This is a genomic window from Marinobacter sp. DUT-1 (assembly GCF_050379415.1).
GTDB lineage: Bacteria > Pseudomonadota > Gammaproteobacteria > Pseudomonadales > Oleiphilaceae > Marinobacter.
Genome location: NZ_JBNRLS010000002.1, coordinates 245,818 through 262,308 on the forward strand (window position 1 = coordinate 245,818; position 16,491 = coordinate 262,308).

Below are 16,491 nucleotides of genomic sequence, written 5' to 3' on the forward strand. Positions count from 1 at the left end.
CGGACAGGGAGGTCCTTTGATATTGCGGAGTTGAAGACCAGATGAAACCTCACCAAAACGCCGATCGATCCTCCCTGAAATACCATGACGTGGTCATCATCGGGGCCGGAGCAGGCGGAATTGCGACCGCTGCGAGCCTGTTAAAGCGCCAGAAGGACCTGGATATCGCAATCATTGATTCTTGTGAAATTCATTATTACCAGCCGGGCTGGACCATGGTTGGTGGCGGTGTGTTTTCCGCTGAAAGTACACGCCGCAAGACCGAAACCGTCATCCCCACCGGCTGCCACTGGTACCGTGTGGCCGCGGAGAACGTAGATCCTGAGGCCCGGACTGTTACACTGACCGATCACCGGTGTATCAGCTACCAGCGCCTGGTGGTCGCTCCGGGACTGGTTCTGGACTGGGGGGCGGTGGCAGGCCTTGAGGAAACCCTGGGCCAGAACGGCGTTACTTCAAACTATCGCTACGATCTCGCCCCCTACACCTGGTCGCTGGTAGAACGGTTGGAAGCAGGCAAGGCGCTGTTTGTGCAGCCTCCGATGCCGATCAAATGTGCCGGCGCGCCTCAGAAGGCCATGTACCTGTCAGCGGACGAATGGCTTCGCAAAGGCAGGCTGAAGAACATCGATGTTTCTTACCATTCCGCCGGACAAGTGCTTTTCGGCGTTGAGGATTACGTACCCGAGCTACAGAGATATATCGATCGCTACGATATCGAGCTGTGTTTTGAAGAGCGGCTCATTGCGGTCGATGGCAAGGGTAAGACAGCTCATTTTATCAAGCGTACCGGAGATCAGCAGGAAATAGTCGACCGGCCGTTCGACATGCTTCACGTTGTTCCCGCCCAGCGTGCCCCGGAGTTCGTTGGTAAGTCCGGACTGGCAAATCAGGATGGCTGGATCGATCTTGATCCCGAAACCCTGCAGCATGTGCGGTACCCCACTATATTCGGACTGGGGGATGCCAGTGGAACCCCCAATGCCAAGACCATGGCGGCGGTACGAAAGCAGGCCCCGGTGGTGGCGGAAAACCTGCTTGCGTCATTGCTGGATATCGAGCTGCCTGCCGCCTATCTCGGCTATGGCTCCTGTCCGCTGACAGTAGAGCGGGGCAGGATCGTTCTTGCCGAGTTCGGCTATGGCGGCAAGCTCCAACCAAGCTTCCCGAGCTGGATCAATGACGGCACCAAGGCAACCCGAATGGCCTGGTGGCTGAAAGCGAAGCAGCTGCCCTGGCTTTACTGGAACGGGATGCTTAAGGGTCGCGAATGGATGGCGGCACCGGCCGCACGAAAGGTCTGATATCAGGGAGTGAGAAACATGTCGGATCGGTTAACCCGGTTCCTGCCCATTCTGAACTGGCTCAAAGACTACAGGGGCGACACGTTTGTCAGCGACGCGCTGGCAGCTGTGATTGTCACCCTGATGCTGGTGCCCCAGGCGCTGGCCTATGCATTGCTGGCAGGTCTTCCGCCCGAGGTTGGTTTGTATGCCAGTATGATCCCCCTTGTGGCGTATGCACTGTTCGGAACCAGTGCAACGCTTGCAGTCGGGCCTGTGGCCGTTGCCTCCCTGATGACGGCTTCTGCACTCGGTGGCATCGCCGAAGCGGGCACTCCCGAGTACGTCGGCGCCGCGCTGGTGCTGGCCTCCCTCTCTGGCCTGATGCTTTTTGCCATGGGCCTCTTGCGGCTCGGCTTTCTGGCCAATTTTCTCAGTCATCCGGTGATATCCGGGTTTGTGACTGCTTCAGGCATCCTCATCGCCGGCAGTCAACTTGGCCATATCCTGGGTATTCAGGGCGGCGGTCACAACCTGCTGGAAATGGTGCAGGGGCTGTGGCTGCAGCTGGGTGGAGTCAATCCGGTGACCCTGGTGATTGGTGGAGGCGCCCTGGTTTTCCTGTATCTCTGCCGCAAGTTCCTCAAGCGCGGCCTGACCGGCATCGGATTTTCCGAGCGGCTGGCGGACCTGACCACCAAGGCCGCGCCGGTTACTGCGGTCATTGTTACCACGGCGGCTGCCTGGTATTTCGATCTTGGCGCTGCAGGGGTAAACCTGGTGGGCGAAGTGCCCAGTGGCCTTCCGGATATCAGCCTGCCATCCATGGATCCGGATATCTGGGCGACCCTGGTGCCTGCCGCCATCCTGATCAGTCTCGTGGGTTTTGTGGAATCTGTGTCGGTAGCGCAGACCCTCGCGGCCAAGCGGCGCCAGAGAATTGATCCCGATTCAGAGCTGATTGCCCTCGGCCTTGCCAACGTGGCTGCGGGTGTGAGCGGTGGTTCGCCGGTATCCGGCGGCTTCTCAAGATCCGTCGTCAACTTCGAAGCTGGTGCTCAGACGCCGATTGCCGGTGCGCTTACCGCGGTCGGTATCGCCCTGGCGACACTTACCCTGACCGGGCTACTCGCGTTCCTGCCCAAGGCGACCCTGGCGGCGACCATTATCATCGCGGTGAGCACCTTGATTGACCTGCCGGCAATCCGAAGAACCCTGGCTTACTCGAAGGCGGACGGAGCGGCCATGTTGGCCACGATCATCCTGACGCTGGTGCATGGGGTCGAGGCTGGCATTATTGTGGGTGTTGCGCTGTCTATCGGGCTGTACCTGTACCGCACCAGCCGGCCTCACAGCGCCGTGGTGGGCCGGATCCCGGGTACGGAACATTTCCGCAATGTTCAGCGCCATAAGGTGGAAATCGACGACAGTACCGTTGTTCTTCGAGTAGACGAGAGCCTGTATTTCGCCAACGCCCGGTATCTTGAAGAAACGGTCCTGGAGTTGGTTTCCGATAACCCGGAAATGAAAAACCTTGTCCTCGCCTGCCAGGCGGTCAATGAAGTTGATGCCTCTGCCCTTGAAAGTCTGGAAGCGATCAACAGTCGCCTGGTAGATGCGGGTATCCGCCTGCATCTGTCCGAGGTAAAGGGCCCTGTCATGGACCGGCTGAAACGGACACATTTCTGTGAGGAGCTGACAGGGCAGATTTTTCTGAGCACCTATGACGCGTGGAAGGCACTCGTCAAGAATCCAACCATTCTTTTCAAACCCGACTGACAATCTCTGTTGCTGGGTCTGCTGTTCGTGATCCCGATCCTGCTGAACTACACCGGCTGGACCTACAGGGTCTTCCGCGGCAAGGTGCGCGCTGGAGAGGGATACCACTGATAAAAAAGCCGCCTCCCGAACCCGAGGCGGCTTTTTCGAATCTTTTCCTATCGATTCTGCTAATCAGTCGAAATCAGGCAGTTCCGGTTTCACCACCGGCTTGCCAGCTTCCATCCACGCATCAATTCCTCCGGAAATGGACTGCACGTGGATATAGCCCATTTCTTTCATGGCCTTGGCCGAGAGGGCAGAACGGCCGCTGTTCTTACAGTAGATCACCATGTTAAGCCCGCGATCTTCCAGGGCGGGATCATTGGTCAGCTTGAATTCCAGAATGCCGCGGGGAATGTTGACGGCGCCCGGAATATGGCCGGCGTGGAACTCGTCCGCTTCGCGAACATCAATCAACAGGTCCGCTTGTTTGATGGCGTCCTCGGATTTATCCAACGGTACTTCCCGGATTTCGGTCTTCGCAGCCTGGACCATGTCGTGAACAGTTTTCATCATGAAATACCCCGCTAATCTCTCGTAAAAAAACCGCTACCGCAGAACGGTAGCGGCTGTGCTGAATATACAGGAATTGTGGCTCCTGATTCAGTTACACGGACCTGGTGCAGATGTAGAAGTCCTTGCACTCGAAGTCGCCGGATTCGACGCGCTCATTGGCACCTTCGGCGGTCTTGGCCGGCGGAACGATGACCTTGTCACCCTTCTTCCGGCCTTCTTTCTTCATATCATCAAGAAATCCTTTTCAATGAATCCGAATGCATCGCTCTGGCTATTATCGGGGTTCATGGGCCTACACCTTTTCAATCGTTTCCTGACGGCCTTCGTCTGCGAAAAGAACCCGGCGAGAAAGGACTATGTGATAGGTGCCATTTCTGCTTGTGCGGGGCGGGGTTACCCCGAAACTGGCCATGATTCTCGCGCCAAAAGCGTGAATCTGAGGGGATTTAACGCGATTTTCTGGCTGTTTATCTGGCTCACCCGATCTGATGGTCTATCTTTGTAATGGGCCGGTCAGGATTAAACTTTCATTGGTTCCTACATTGGAGGTTATTTCAAAGTATCGCGCCACTCTACTGATTAACAGAAAAGGAATTCGCGACTATGAAAATCAGATCCTTTTTGCTGGCTATGACAGCCGGCTTCATATATGCCTCCGGCGCCCAGGCAGTGGAGTTCTATCCCGGGTATTTCGGTATCTCTGTCGGCCAGGCTGAAGTCGATGATTTTTGTTCGGGCGCCGAAATTTCCTCATGCGATGACAGCTCTGTGACGGGCCGTCTCTATGGCGGAACCGAGTACATTGGATTCGCGAACTTCGAGTTCGGGTATCGTTACATTGATGAGGTGTCCGCCTCGGGGACCGTTGAGGGGCTCGGCTTTGCTTCCGCCGAGGTCGACGGCCACTTTTTCGATGCGACCCTACAGCTGGGAATGCCAAGAACGGGCCGCTTCAAGGTGTTTGCCAAAGCAGGCGCCATGTTCTGGCAGCTGAACTATGAAGCTACGGCGCAGACCAGTGTGGGTAATCTTCGCTTCAGCGATGACGACACCGGCGTATCGCTCAGAACCGGGCTTGGGGCCAGTTTCAATGTTTCCGACAATTTCCGGGTAAGAGCCGACTGGGACTTTCTCATGGATGTTGGTGATGAAGACGAGACTGGTGAATCGGACATCAACGTCTTCAGTATCGGCCCCGAGTTTCTGTTCTGACGTGAAAATGGGGTCAGATGGAAGCTTTCATCTGACCCCGCCTTCTCCGACTTTTCCGCTTTCTTCTAAAGCCCAAAGCTCCCGCCAATCATAGAGTTGTGCATTTTTCTTCAGGTACGGGTAACCTTGATTGCGTGTCGAAAGAGCATGCATTCTGACAGGGGAATATTTGTGCCCAGATTTCTTCATACTGCAGACTGGCAGATGGGTCGGTCGTTCAGTCGTTTTGAAACGGAAGATGGCGCTGCGCTGGTGGAGGCCCGTTACGTGGCCATCGAAAGGCTGGCACAACTGGCGGTCGAGCAGGAATGCGATGCGGTGCTGGTAGCGGGTGATGTGTTCGACGCCCAGGGAGTATCCGACCGGACAATTCGCCGGGTATTCAATGCCACCGGTGCTTTCAAGGGCCCCTGGGTCATGCTCCCCGGCAACCACGATGCAGCCCTCGCCGAGAGCGTCTGGACACGGGCCCGGAGGCTCAAGGCGGTACCCGATAACGTTCACCTTGCCCTTGAACCGGATGTGATCCTGCTGGAGGACCAAGGGATTGCAGTGCTAAGCGCACCGCTGACCCAGCGCCATACCTACAGTGACCTGACCGAAGAGTTCAGCGAGCGTGAGACGCCCGCCGGTCTTCTGCGGGTGGGTCTGGCCCACGGCAGCGTACAGGGTGTTCTGCCTGATGAAGTGGATGCGACCAACCCGATTGCACCGAACCGGGCGGAGCAGGCCAACCTTGATTACCTGGCGTTGGGGGATTGGCACGGCGCCAGGCGGATAAACGAGCGAACATGGTACAGCGGTACGCCGGAGCCGGAGCGTTTCCGGAACAACGAAGCCGGCTATGCTCTGGTTGTTGATATTGCCGCGCCTGGCGCGGTGCCAGACGTCAAGAGCGTTGATACCGCCCGCTACCGCTGGCATCAGTGGCGGGAAACGCTATCTGTGCCCTCGGACCTGGACCGGCTGGTTGAGCGGATGGAGGCGCTTCCGGAAGCGTCGGTCCTGGATATCCGCCTCGATGGTGCGATTACCCTGGAAGGGCTTCAGCGTCTCGATCATGCGCTCTCACTAGCGGAGGCGAGGTTCCGAAGTGTTAGCTGTGACCGTGCCGCCCTCCAGCTCGAGCCCACCGAAGAGGATATCGCGGCGCTTAACGCAGATGGCTATCTGGGGGAAACCATTGAGGAGTTGAGACAGCTCCAGGTTGGAGACAACCCTGAACCGGCAAGGGATGCCCTGGCTATCCTTACGGGCCTGCTGAATAGTAGTAAGCAGGAGGTAAGCCAGTGAGACTCAAAAGACTGAGGATCGAGCAGGTTCGCCAGTTCCGTAATCCGATAACTCTGGAAGGGCTCCAGCCCGGTATCAACCTGATTCACGGCCCGAATGAATCGGGTAAAAGCACCCTGGTACGAGCCATCCGAGCCGCCTTTTTTGAGCGCCACCGCTCCAAATCCGTTGAAGACCTGCGCCCCTGGGGCGATTCTGCAGCCGCACCGTCGATTGAACTGGGGTTCGAGCACGGCGGCCACCAATGGTCACTGACCAAAAGCTTCCTCCAGCGAAAGCGTTGTGATCTTCAGATAGATGGCCAGAGTTTCAGCGGTGAAGAAGCGGAAGAGAAACTCGCCGAATTGCTGGGTTATCAGTTTCCCAAGAAAGGTGCGAGCAAGGAGGAGCACTGGGGGATCCCGGGTTTGCTCTGGGTTGAGCAGGGCACCGGCCAGGATATCGAGAAGGCCGTTGAGCACGCTGGCGATCACCTGAAATCCGCTCTCAACAATCTGGTGGGCGAAGTGGCCAGCACCGGCGGCGATGACGTGATCCAGGCAGTGGAAAAGCAGCGCGCGGAGTTGCTTACCGGAACCGGAAAACCCCGGGGGGAATACCTGCAGCTCGAAAAGGAACGGGCTGAACAGGAAGGGGAGATTGCCGAGTTAAAAGCCCGGATTGAGCAATACCAGGCCCAGGTCGATCGCCTTGGAACACTGACGGCTGAGTTTGAGCGGGCGAGCCGGGACCGACCCTGGGAGGAAGCCCGTCGCAGGATGGAGCAGGCTCAGGAGCAGTTCCGTCAGGTGGAGTCGCTTCAGGGGCAGCAGATTAGAGAACAGGAAACGCTCGATCATGTGCGCCAGAACCTGAATCTGCTCCGCCAGAACCTGGAGCAGGTGCAAAGTCAGGGCAAAAAGTTGGAGCAGCGGGAAACCGATCTGCGTAAGGCTCGGGAGACTCTGGCCGAGGAAGAGGCCCGAACCCCCGCTTTCGACAAGGCTCTTCAGGATGCCCGTGACGCCTATGGTGCGTCGCTTAAAACCGTTGAGCAGGCTCGCCAGCTGGAAACTCTGGCCAGGCTCAAACAGGAAGTCACCGGGCTGGATAACCAGTACAAGACTCTCCGGCAGAGCCTGGACAAGGCCACCGATTTCCAGAAAAAACTGGACGAGGCCAGAAAACAGAAGCAGGAGAACAGGATTGACCCTGATCTGGTGCAACATGCCAGGGTGACCCGGCGCCAGTTTGACGAAGAAGCGATCAGGTCCCAGGCCATCGCCACACGCCTGACCTGGCAGCTGGAGCGGGGACACAGCCTGCATCTCGGTGACGAAAGCATCAACGGGGAGGGTGAACGTCGCCTGCTTGAGGAGACCACATTGGAGATTCCCGGTGTGGGAAGGCTCGGAATTACGCCGGGGGGTGAAGATCTAGCGAGTGTCCGGCGGACCCTGGCGCATCTTGAGCAAACTCTGGGCGAACATCTCCGAACACTCGGTGCCCGTAGCGTTGAGGACGCGGAACAGAAGCTGGCGCGGTATCGGGATGCGGAAAGCAGACTGAAGCACACTGAGGACCTGCTGGTGTCGGTTGCACCACAGGGCCTGGAACGTCTTCAGACCGTAACCCGGGATACTTTTGCGGATCTGGAGGCTCGAAAAGGGGAGCTCGAGGCATTACTGAAGTCTGCGGGGACGCCTGACGCCAACCTCCCGGGCCTCGCCGGGGCCGAAAGGGGCAGAAAAGAGGCGGAGCAGCGACTTTCAGAAGCCGAAGCGGCCCGGAGGAACCACCTGACAGCCATCCTGACCGCCAGACAGAATGTCGAAAACGCCAACCGGGAATGGCAGCAGCTCAGTGATGAGTTGAAAAACTCCCAGAGTCAGCGTCAGCTTCGGGAACTTGCCGACAAGATCTCGGAAGCGGAAAGGCGGGAAGCGACCGTACTGGGCAACCTGGAAGTACTGGATAAAAAGATACGCGAGGCCCGACCGGAGCTGCTTCAACAAGACATCCAGCGCTTCCGGCAGGCCGCGGAAACACAGCAGAAAGCCCAGGAGAACCGGGAGCGGGAACTTCGGGATATCCGGGTCCGGCTGGAAGCCTGGGGGGCAGAAGGCCTTGAGGAACAGCTTAGTGAGAAATCCGGGGAGTTTGAGCATATCAATCGCCGGTATGGCGAACTGCACCGGCGTGCAGAGGCACTTGATCTACTGTTGAATGTGCTCACTCGCAAACGCCAGGCATTGACCCGTCGGCTGCAGGCACCGCTGCAGAAACACCTGGATCACTACCTTTCGGTGCTCTTCCCGGAGGCAACGCTGGAGGTGGATGAACATCTGATGCCGGGCAGATTTACCCGTGGCAACGAGCTGGGACAGATGACGGAACTTAGTTTCGGGGCGCGGGAGCAGATGGGTTTGATCAGCCGGTTGGCGTATGCGGACTTGCTACGGGAAGCGGGGCGGCCAACGCTGATTATTCTGGACGATACTCTGGTGCACTCCGATGCAGAGCGGCTGGATGGAATGAAACGGATTCTGTTCGATGCGGCGCAGCGCCATCAGATTCTGTTGTTCACCTGCCACCCGGAAAACTGGCAGGATCTGGGCGTCGAGCCCAGGGATCTGCAGGCGCTGAAGAGCGAGCCAGCACCCTGAAAACGAAAAAAGGCAGCCGAAGCTGCCTTTTTCGTGTCTTGGCTGTTATTTACAGGCCAATCACGTTTTCCGCCTGAGGACCTTTCTGGCCCTGGGTAACGGTGAACTCGACTTGCTGGCCTTCAGCCAAAGTCTTGAAACCGCCGCCCTGAATAGCGCTGTAGTGAACGAATACGTCCGGGCCGCTTTCGCGAGTGATGAAGCCGAAGCCCTTGGATTCGTTGAAGAACTTGACGGTGCCGGTGGTAGTAGACATAGATAAAAATCCTGAATTCAATATTTTCAAAGTGCCGCCAGGAATCACTGTGATCACTGATCAGCGTTGTGCGGGAAACAAAAAACTGGCGGGATCAAAAACAGGACTTGCTAATGCTTGGCAGTGTCTTATTGATGAAATGCTTTGCTAAATCTTTCCAACGAGAGCCACTGTACTCCTGCCACCCGGAAAAGCCCAGAACTTTCGCATAGGCATTTACACGTGCAAGCGCGGAGAACAAAGTTTGATCAATAAATCCCTATAAAACATAAACTTGAAAAAAAGTATTGACGCCGGAACCGTAATCCGTAGAATACGCAGCCGTTGACGAGGCAATGCCTCTTGACGGAGAGCGGGAATAGCTCAGTTGGTAGAGCACAACCTTGCCAAGGTTGGGGTCGCGAGTTCGAATCTCGTTTCCCGCTCCAATTTCTCTCCGGTACGCCGGTTGGAAATCACAATTCAAGTCTCTCAATGCCTCCTGAGAGCAAAAAGCCAGTATCACAGGCTTTCCCCGGCGCGGTGGCAGAGTGGTTATGCAGCGGACTGCAACTCCGTGTACGCCGGTTCGATTCCGACCCGCGCCTCCATTTTTTCCCTGAAAATAAAGGTCTTACCTCCCTGAATTGTCTTGATAGACACGATCTCGGGTTTCGAACTGGTATGGCCGACTGTTTCCTGTGTTTTGTCGGTACTATTTAGGGAAGGACCTGTTGACGGAACACAAGCAGGGATAGGGTGGGTTGGTCAGAAGTTGCTCAGAAATTTCTCAAATTCATCTGCCGGCATGGGCTTGGCGTAGAGGAAACCCTGGGCGATATCGCAACCCAGGCTTGTCACCAGGTTTGCTTGTTCATCTGTTTCAACGCCCTCGACCAAAACACTTAAGCCCAAGCTATGGCCGACCGTAATCATAGCCTGCATGATTGCCATGTCCGCATTATTCTTCATGGCGTGTTGAAGAAAACTGCGGTCGATTTTTATTCCGCAAACCGGCAGTCTTCGCAGATAGACGAGTGATGAATATCCGGTGCCGAAGTCGTCGATCGAGATATGAACTCCAGCCTGCTTAAGCTTTTCCAGCTGTCTCATTTGGCTTTCATCGGTGCCGAAAACCTCATTCTCAGTCAATTCCACCCCAAGCTGTTCGGGCCTGAGGCTGTAGCGTTGAAGGGTTTCAAGAATATGGTTGGCCAGATGCGGGTTAGTCAGTTGACGTCCTGACAGGTTAATGTCGACCCGCAGGTTTTTAAAAGGGGTTTTTTGCCAGACGCTTAGTTGTTTACATGCGGCTTCGATCACCCATTCGCCAATCCGATTGATGAGGCCGGACTTTTCCGCCACTGGAATGAACGTGGCCGGGGAGACTGCTTTGGATTGCCCGTTAAAACAGCGCAGAAGGGCCTCGCAGGAGTCGCTCCTTTTTTCTTGCAAATTGACCTGCGGTTGGAAATACAACTCGAAACCATCGTTGCTGAGGGCGTCCCGAAGAAGGCTGGTAATTTCCTGGTAGCGGACCAGCCTGTCGTTCATGTCCGGGGTGTAGAAGCAAACGCCATTTTTACCGGCGTCTTTTGCTTCGTACATAGCCGCGTCTGCATTGCCCATAAGCTCGGCGACAGTGGTGCCGTTATGTGGAAACAGGCTTACACCGAAACTGGCAGTAACCTGATAGCAATCATCATTGAGATGAACCTCATTTTCCAGGGCGTTGAGCAACCTGAGAACAAGTTCGTGTATTCCTTCGGGGCCCTCGAAGTCGAATAGCAGCAGGACAAATTCGTCTCCGCCAAATCGACTCAGCATGTCTCCACCACGAAGTTCCCCTTTAAGAGTCTTGGCGACGGCTTTCAGCAGGTTGTCGCCGTGATGATGACTAAGGGTGTCGTTTATAACCTTGAAATTGTCCAGATCGATAAAAACGACTGCCACCTCCTGCTGCAAACGGTTGGCTTCGTCCAATCTGCTCGACAATTCTGCTTCCATCAAATGCCGGTTCGGTAAGCCGGTCAGATCATCGAAGCTGGCTCGCTGGTACAGTTCATCCCTTGCACGTTTTTGTTCCTCCAGGCTGATGTCGATGCAGAACATCTCACAGTCGCCGGTTTCCTGTTTGATCATCACATGGCTTGAGTAAACAGGAACCAAATGCCCGTGTTTGTGCTTGAGTTCAAGTTCCTCGGCGGGGATGCCAATATCGTTTTCGAGCCAGTTGCGATGCGCGTTGATCACGTCGTCGCGCATGTGTTCGGGAATGATCAGGTCTTCCAATAACTCCCCGTGGGCTTCTTCCCGGGAATAGCCGTAAATACGCGTGCTTGCTTCATTCCAGTATATTACCCGTCGCTGTCGGTCATAGCCCTGGACAGCCACCATCGGGAGACTCTCTATCAACTCGTAAAACTTCTCCTCACTTTCTTGTGAGACTGATCGAGCTCCATTTCTATCTTGCATTTTGAATGAAAATCCTCCTGATTGGCGCTAAATGCAGCGACAGATGACGCCTCATATAGGTTGAGAGTAGCTCGGCACTCCTAGGTTATCTAACTGCATCCATATATCGGAAGGGCGACAAACGGCCGACACCCTCATCAAGCGTGGGTTCGATGTCGGATACCTTGAAGATTTGAGGCCAGGGCCGACTACCTATCCGGATTTACGATCCTCTGGTGGCACCACAGCCTGATATGCTTCAATGACGGGTAACTAGTCAGGCCAGCCGACATGGCTGTCTTTCATACTTCGGGGCCTGGTCAAAAACAATGAGAACAGACGAAAAGAAGGTCAAACCCCGGCGCGCTTCTCCTCGTGGCCGCCAACTGGAACCCTCGGCATTGTCGGAGCTGCGGGACCTGATTGGTGACGAACGTGTCGATTCGTCATTGCGCCACCGCGATCGCCTTATCGAGCACCTGCATGTAATGCAGGACGCAGACGGTTACCTCCCCATGCCCCGACTCCGGGCCCTTGCGACTTTCATGAACCTGCCCATGGCCGCCATTTATGAAACGGCCACGTTCTACGCCCATTTCGACGTCATTCACGATGAACAAACCCCACCGCCGGATATAACTCTGAGGGTGTGTGATTCGCTTTCCTGCCAACTGGCGGGCGCAGGGGCACTGCACGAGGCACTGGCTGATGGGACTGACCCGAGCCAGGTGCGTGTGGTCCATGCGCCCTGCATGGGGCGCTGCGATACAGCACCCGTGGTGGCCGTGGGACAACATCACGTATGCAACGCCACTGCCCAGACGGTTGGCGCGGCAGTTGAACAAAAGCAGGTTCAACCCGACGAAATCCATTGGCAGAAGCTGGCGGATTACCGCTCGGTAGGTGGCTATCAATTACTCGCCGATTGCCACGAAGGCCGGGTGAGCATCGAATCGCTGATGCAGGAACTGGAACATGCAAGTCTGCGCGGCCTCGGCGGTGCCGGGTTCCCCACGTTCCGTAAATGGCAGGCCGTGCGGGCCGAACCCGGGCCCCGTTACGCGGTGATCAATGCCGACGAGGGTGAACCGGGCACCTTCAAAGATCGTTATTACCTGGAACGAGAACCCCACGTCTTCCTGGAAGGTGCACTGGTTAGCGCCTGGGCGGTTGAGACGAAGGCTCTCTACATCTACCTGCGGGATGAATATCCCGGCCTCCTCGGTGTGCTGAAAGACGCCGTTGCCGAGCTGGAAGCTGCCGGCATCGTAGAACCCGGTTTCGTGATCCTGCGGCGGGGCGCAGGCGCGTACATCTGCGGCGAGGAGTCCGCCCTGATCGAGTCCCTCGAAGGCAAACCCGGCAAGCCACGCCATCGCCCGCCGTTCGTTGCCCAGAACGGACTGTTTAACCAGCCCACCCTGGTTAACAACGTCGAGACGGTTTACTGGATTCCGCGCATCCACGCCCAGGGCGCCGACTGGTTCGCCAGCCAGGGGCGGCATGGTCGTCGTGGCCTTCGGAGTTTTTCGGTCTCCGGGCGGGTCGCGCGGCCCGGGGTTCACCTCGCTCCCGCGGGCATCACCCTCAATGAGTTGGTCGAGGAATACTGCGGCGGCATGGCCGACGGGCATCGACTCCTGGCCTATCTACCCGGCGGCGCGTCCGGCGGCATACTGCCGGCCAGCAAGGCAGACATTCCCCTGGACTTCGACACCCTGCAGGAGCATGGCTGTTTCATAGGCTCTGCCGCGGTCATCGTTCTGTCTGATCAGGACGATTTGGCCGCGGCAGCCTCCAACCTTTTGGGCTTCTTCGCGGATGAGTCCTGCGGCCAGTGCACGCCCTGCCGTGTGGGCACCGAGAAAATGCTCACGTTATTGGAGCGCGATACCTGGGATGAGCAGACGCTCCAGCAGCTGGCCAGAGTAATGGCGGATGCTTCCATCTGCGGACTGGGCCAGGCCGCGCCCAATCCGGTACTCAGTCTGCTGCGAGACTTCCGCAGCGAACTCGCCAGCAGCAACCTGATCGCGAAAGGTTAGGGGAGGCAGCCATGAGCCATTCCAGCACAAGCTTTACCCTGACACTGGACAACGTTGAAGTGCAGGCCTACCCCGGCGAAACCCTGTGGCAGGTGGCCAAGCGCGCCGGCGAGACCATCCCGCACCTGTGCTTCAAAGACGCCCCGGGTTACCGCGCGGATGGCAATTGCCGCGCCTGCATGGTGGAAGTGGAGGGTGAGCGGGTGCTCGCCGCAAGCTGTATCCGCGAGGCCACGCCCGGCATGGTGGTACGAAGTGCGGGTTCCACGAGAGCCCAGGAAGCCAGGAAGGGCGTGCTGGAATTGCTGCTGGCCGATCAACCTCCGCGAGATAGCAGCCCCGATCGTTCAAGCCATCTGTGGGAAACCGCGGATCAACTGGCGATTGATGCCGCTGCGGTGCGCCAACGCCTCCCGGCCCATTCAGAGCGAGAAGAACCAACGGTTCACCATGTTTCGCCGCGGTCGGATTCGCTGGCCCACGCCCGGGGCCATGACGCCACTCACTCTGCCATGAACGTGAATCTGGATGCCTGCATCACCTGCGGCTTGTGCGAGCGCGCTTGCCGCGAGGTGCAGGGCAACGATGTCATCGGCCTGGCACACCGTGGCGCCGCCTCCAAGGTAGTGTTTGATTTCGATGATCCCATGGGAGACAGCACCTGCGTTGCCTGTGGCGAGTGCGTGCAGGCCTGCCCGACCGGCGCGCTCATGCCCGCCACCCTGATCGATGCCCAGGGCCGCGGAGACTCGGCCACGGCCGACCGCACTGTGGACTCCGTTTGCCCCTATTGTGGGGTGGGCTGCCAACTGACCTATCACGTGAAAGATGAGCCTGCCAATGCCGAGGGAAGAGCAGGCGAGCCGCGAGGGCGTATTCTCTTTGTGCAAGGCAAAGACGGGCCCTCAAACCAGGGCCGGCTCTGTGTGAAAGGCCGTTTCGGCTTCGATTACCCCTCACACCCGGCGCGGCTCACCCGGCCTTTGATTCGTCGGGAGGGGGTGGCCAAGTGGCTCGACCCTGACTTTGATCCGGCCAATCCGTTAACGCACTTTCGAGAGGCAAGCTGGGAAGAGGCGCTGGATCTTGCGGCAGGCGGGTTAACCCAATTAAAAGCGCAACATGGCCCCGATGCACTCGCTGGCTTCGGCAGTGCCAAGTGCTCCAATGAAGAAGCCTGGCTGTTCCAGAAACTGGTGCGCACCGGTTTCGGCTCCAACCACGTCGACCACTGCACGCGGCTTTGCCACGCCAGCTCCGTGGCCGCATTGATGGAGTGCCTGGGCTCGGGTGCAGTAACCGCTTCCTTCATGCAGGCCCTGGAGGCGGACGTGGTCATCCTCACTGGCTGCAACCCGGCGGTAAACCACCCTGTGGCCGCCACCTACTTCAAGCAGGCGGCACGCAACGGTACCAAACTGATCATCATCGATCCGCGGGGTCAGGCGCTGGATGCCTATGCCTGGCGCAGCCTGCGATTCTCGCCGGGTGGCGACGTGTCACTGTTTAACGCCATGCTCAATGTGATTATCAGCGAAGGACTCTTTGACCAGGCCTACATTGACGCCCATACCGAAGGCTTCGAGGCTCTGGCAGCGAGCGTTGAAGGTATGACCCCGGAAGTGATGAGCCCGGTCTGCGGCGTGGCACCTGAGGTCATTCGTGAAGTGGCCCGAACCTACGCGGGTGCCGAGCGCGCGATGATCTTCTGGGGCATGGGCATCTCCCAACACGTGCACGGCACCGACAACGCGCGATGCCTGATTTCCCTGGCGCTCGCATGCGGCCATACTGGCCGGCCCGGCACTGGCCTGCACCCATTGCGGGGGCAGAACAATGTGCAGGGTGCCTCCGATGCCGGGTTGATCCCCATGGTACTACCGGATTACCAACCGGTCGGGGATGCCCAGTTGCGCGCCGCCTTCGAAGAGCTCTGGAATACTGAACTGGACCCGGAGCCGGGGCTCACCGTGGTGGAGATTATGGACGCCATCAAAGCGGGCACCATCAAGGGCATGTACATCCTCGGCGAAAACCCCGCCATGTCCGACCCGGACCTGACCCACGCCCGGGCCGCGCTCGCTGCCCTTGAGCATCTGGTGGTGCAGGACCTGTTCGTTACAGAGACCGCCCAGTTTGCCGACGTTATCCTGCCTGCCGCCGCCTGGTCGGAGAAATCAGGCACCGTCACCAACACCAACCGGCAGGTACAAATGGGCCGTGCCGCAATGTCGCCGCCAGGGGAGGCAAAGCCCGACTGGTGGGTTATCCAGGAAATTGCCCGGCGTTTCGGGCTGGGTTGGATCTATGCAGGCCCCGAGCAGGTGTTTGCCGAGATGAAGCAGGGCATGCATTCACTCGATGGTATCTCCTGGTCCCGACTGGAGCGCGAAGGATCGGTGACCTATCCATGTCCGGCCGAAGACGCGCCGGGGCAGGACGTTGTCTTCTCTGATGCCTTTCCCAGAGCCGGAGGCCTGGCCAGGTTCTCACCAACCCGGCCGCTGCCGCCGGACGAGCCGGTGGATGAAGCCTATCCCATCGTGCTAACAACCGGACGACTGCTTGAGCATTGGCACACCGGCGCCATGACCCGTCGCAGCCGGGTATTGGACGAGCGTGAGCCTGAGGCTGCCGCTTTTCTGGCACCCGCGGATTTGGCTCGCCTGGGCATAGCCTCGGGCGATGCCATCCAAATTGCCACGCGGCGTGGCAGCATCACCCTGACGGCGCGGGCCGATCAGACCATGCCCGAGGGCATGGTGTTCGTCCCCTTCGCATTTGTGGAGGCGGCAGCTAACGTGCTCACCAACCCGGCGCTGGATCCGGACGGGAAGATTCCGGAGTTCAAGTACGCAGCGTGCCGATTGAGCCCTGCGTAGCTCATCCCCGTCTGTACACCCCCGTTTTCAGCTACACTTATTACTCTGAATGTTTGTTCGGTTTTCCGGTCGCCGGATCGCGTCCGCCGTTAGGTATCGGGGAAT

The 16,491-nt window shown here is 57.9% G+C and carries 11 protein-coding genes, 2 tRNA genes and 1 pseudogene; 10 read left to right on the plus strand and 4 right to left on the minus strand.

Annotation, left to right across the window (positions count from 1 at the left end):
- Nucleotides 1-41 precede the first annotated feature (41 nt).
- The 3 genes and pseudogenes from ACQUTG_RS06740 to ACQUTG_RS06750 form a co-directional block, all read left to right on the plus strand.
- Nucleotides 42-1,304 carry an NAD(P)/FAD-dependent oxidoreductase gene (locus tag ACQUTG_RS06740; RefSeq protein WP_428918674.1) on the plus strand — a complete coding sequence of 421 codons (1,263 nt, stop codon included), beginning with the start codon at nucleotides 42-44 and terminating at the stop codon, nucleotides 1,302-1,304.
- An 18-nt stretch (nucleotides 1,305-1,322) separates the two neighbouring features.
- Nucleotides 1,323-3,062, plus strand: coding sequence for a SulP family inorganic anion transporter (locus ACQUTG_RS06745; protein ID WP_428918675.1), 1,740 nt, complete (start codon nucleotides 1,323-1,325; stop codon nucleotides 3,060-3,062).
- Nucleotides 3,063-3,068: 6 nt separating this feature from the next.
- A pseudogene (locus tag ACQUTG_RS06750) lies at nucleotides 3,069-3,173 on the plus strand (ubiquinol oxidase subunit II); the annotation flags it as partial.
- A gap of 63 nt (nucleotides 3,174-3,236) precedes the next feature.
- On the opposite strand, the gene ACQUTG_RS06755 reads toward ACQUTG_RS06750, so the two are convergent.
- Together ACQUTG_RS06755 and ACQUTG_RS06760 are read right to left on the minus strand one after the other, a co-directional pair.
- On the minus strand, nucleotides 3,237-3,617 hold the full coding sequence (locus ACQUTG_RS06755; protein WP_428919249.1) for a rhodanese-like domain-containing protein: 381 nt from the start codon (nucleotides 3,615-3,617) through the stop codon (nucleotides 3,237-3,239).
- A 94-nt stretch (nucleotides 3,618-3,711) separates the two neighbouring features.
- Nucleotides 3,712-3,846: a hypothetical protein gene (locus ACQUTG_RS06760; protein WP_428918676.1), complete on the minus strand. Its 135-nt coding sequence runs from the start codon at nucleotides 3,844-3,846 to the stop codon at nucleotides 3,712-3,714.
- A gap of 377 nt (nucleotides 3,847-4,223) precedes the next feature.
- On the opposite strand from ACQUTG_RS06760, the gene ACQUTG_RS06765 reads away from it, so the two are divergent.
- The 3 genes from ACQUTG_RS06765 (at nucleotide 4,224) to ACQUTG_RS06775 (ending at nucleotide 8,770) form a co-directional block, all read left to right on the plus strand.
- On the plus strand, nucleotides 4,224-4,832 hold the full coding sequence (locus ACQUTG_RS06765) for an outer membrane beta-barrel protein (protein ID WP_428918677.1): 609 nt from the start codon (nucleotides 4,224-4,226) through the stop codon (nucleotides 4,830-4,832).
- A 171-nt stretch (nucleotides 4,833-5,003) separates the two neighbouring features.
- Nucleotides 5,004-6,125 carry a metallophosphoesterase family protein gene (locus tag ACQUTG_RS06770; protein ID WP_428918678.1) on the plus strand — a complete coding sequence of 374 codons (1,122 nt, stop codon included), beginning with the start codon at nucleotides 5,004-5,006 and terminating at the stop codon, nucleotides 6,123-6,125.
- On the plus strand, nucleotides 6,122-8,770 hold the full coding sequence (locus ACQUTG_RS06775; protein WP_428918679.1) for an AAA family ATPase: 2,649 nt from the start codon (nucleotides 6,122-6,124) through the stop codon (nucleotides 8,768-8,770). The genes ACQUTG_RS06770 and ACQUTG_RS06775 overlap by 4 nt, the downstream gene beginning before the upstream one ends.
- 49 nt (nucleotides 8,771-8,819) lie before the next feature.
- Here the strand turns inward: ACQUTG_RS06775 and ACQUTG_RS06780 are convergent, their stop codons facing one another.
- Nucleotides 8,820-9,026: a cold-shock protein gene (locus tag ACQUTG_RS06780; protein WP_372985571.1), complete on the minus strand. Its 207-nt coding sequence runs from the start codon at nucleotides 9,024-9,026 to the stop codon at nucleotides 8,820-8,822.
- A gap of 352 nt (nucleotides 9,027-9,378) precedes the next feature.
- Here ACQUTG_RS06780 and ACQUTG_RS06785 point away from each other — a divergent pair.
- Nucleotides 9,379-9,454 (plus strand) — tRNA-Gly (locus ACQUTG_RS06785).
- Between the two features lie 88 nt (nucleotides 9,455-9,542).
- Nucleotides 9,543-9,616, plus strand: a tRNA-Cys gene (locus tag ACQUTG_RS06790).
- A 157-nt stretch (nucleotides 9,617-9,773) separates the two neighbouring features.
- Here ACQUTG_RS06790 and ACQUTG_RS06795 read toward each other — a convergent pair.
- Complete coding sequence (locus ACQUTG_RS06795) at nucleotides 9,774-11,480, minus strand: putative bifunctional diguanylate cyclase/phosphodiesterase (protein WP_428918680.1); 1,707 nt, start codon at nucleotides 11,478-11,480, stop codon at nucleotides 9,774-9,776.
- Nucleotides 11,481-11,788: 308 nt separating this feature from the next.
- Here ACQUTG_RS06795 and ACQUTG_RS06800 point away from each other — a divergent pair, with 308 nt between their 5' ends.
- Both ACQUTG_RS06800 and fdhF read left to right on the plus strand, forming a co-directional pair.
- Nucleotides 11,789-13,504, plus strand: a complete 1,716-nt coding sequence (locus ACQUTG_RS06800; RefSeq protein WP_428918681.1) for an NADH-ubiquinone oxidoreductase-F iron-sulfur binding region domain-containing protein — start codon at nucleotides 11,789-11,791, stop codon at nucleotides 13,502-13,504.
- 11 nt (nucleotides 13,505-13,515) lie between these two features.
- Nucleotides 13,516-16,386 carry a formate dehydrogenase subunit alpha gene (gene fdhF, locus ACQUTG_RS06805; protein ID WP_428918682.1) on the plus strand — a complete coding sequence of 957 codons (2,871 nt, stop codon included), beginning with the start codon at nucleotides 13,516-13,518 and terminating at the stop codon, nucleotides 16,384-16,386.
- The last annotated feature ends 105 nt before the right edge of the window (nucleotides 16,387-16,491 follow it).

Excerpts from the sequence above, each read along its gene's own strand:
- ACQUTG_RS06740 (WP_428918674.1), top strand. The coding sequence starts at position 42 with ATGAAACCTCACCAAAACGCCGATCGATCCTCCCTGAAATACCATGAC.
- ACQUTG_RS06745 (WP_428918675.1), top strand. The coding sequence starts at position 1,323 with ATGTCGGATCGGTTAACCCGGTTCCTGCCCATTCTGAACTGGCTCAAA.
- ACQUTG_RS06755 (WP_428919249.1), bottom strand. The coding sequence starts at position 3,617 with ATGAAAACTGTTCACGACATGGTCCAGGCTGCGAAGACCGAAATCCGG.
- ACQUTG_RS06760 (WP_428918676.1), bottom strand. The coding sequence starts at position 3,846 with ATGAAGAAAGAAGGCCGGAAGAAGGGTGACAAGGTCATCGTTCCGCCG.
- ACQUTG_RS06765 (WP_428918677.1), top strand. The coding sequence starts at position 4,224 with ATGAAAATCAGATCCTTTTTGCTGGCTATGACAGCCGGCTTCATATAT.
- ACQUTG_RS06780 (WP_372985571.1), bottom strand. The coding sequence starts at position 9,026 with ATGTCTACTACCACCGGCACCGTCAAGTTCTTCAACGAATCCAAGGGC.
- ACQUTG_RS06795 (WP_428918680.1), bottom strand. The coding sequence starts at position 11,480 with ATGCAAGATAGAAATGGAGCTCGATCAGTCTCACAAGAAAGTGAGGAG.
- ACQUTG_RS06800 (WP_428918681.1), top strand. The coding sequence starts at position 11,789 with ATGAGAACAGACGAAAAGAAGGTCAAACCCCGGCGCGCTTCTCCTCGT.
- fdhF (WP_428918682.1), top strand. The coding sequence starts at position 13,516 with ATGAGCCATTCCAGCACAAGCTTTACCCTGACACTGGACAACGTTGAA.